We start from the raw sequence: 748 nt of genomic DNA on the forward strand, positions 1-748 counted from the left end.
GTTCACCGGGGTGGCCGTCACCAGGGAAAACGAAGATCAACTAACTTTGCTTTGGCTCTGGATTGGGACCCGTGCGGCGGTTCCGCTTGCATCATGCGGGAGGGCTCGGATTTCCGTTCGGTGCAGCCGACCGGGTGGGCGGTGCCAGAGGCGGATCCTGGTGGGTGCCGGTGATCCCGGCCGCCTGTTCGTGGGCTCGGTTCAGGATCGCCTCGGCCTCCCGTCGGGCAGCGGTCACGATCGCCTCGCTTTCGTGCCGTGCCTCGGCACGGTGGTCGTCGGCCTGTTCCTCGGCGAGTTGGAGAATTTGTTCTACCCGGGTGCCCAGGCCAGCGAGGCCTGGCCGGTGGCGGTTCCGCCGTCGTGGGGCAGTGACCGGTGTTCCTGTGGGCGTCCCGTCGCCTGCCACCGCGGCATCCTCGTCGCGGTCGACCAGGCCGTCCCCGACGAGATCGGATTCCGCCGTACCGACCAGGCAGAGCGCGGCGCCGAGCACGGCAATCGCGACGCCAGACCAGACAGCTGCCGGACCGAGGGACGGACCGATTGCGACGCCGACACCGAGCCCGACAAGAACGGCGGCAGTCTTGACCGGCTTGCCCATAACTTCTCCTCGGATGATCCGGACGTTGGCTTGCGGTTTCAGCATGGCGAACGAGTCAACCCGCACCGCCCCCGACAACCCGCCCCACGGCCGTTTCAACATCATCCGGCAAGGCCGAGGATGGTGAATGGCCTGTTCATGTCG

At 67.1% G+C, this 748-nt stretch carries 1 protein-coding gene; it reads left to right on the forward strand.

Annotated elements, in window-relative coordinates; all coding sequences use genetic code 11:
• Positions 1–160: 160 nt before the first annotated feature.
• Positions 161–748, forward strand: a 588-nt coding sequence (locus ACFHWY_RS28740; protein ID WP_416583365.1) for a hypothetical protein, incomplete at its 3' end; no start/stop codon positions are given.

The organism is Micromonospora sp. LOL_024 (assembly GCF_048060415.1).
Lineage (GTDB): Bacteria > Actinomycetota > Actinomycetes > Mycobacteriales > Micromonosporaceae > Micromonospora.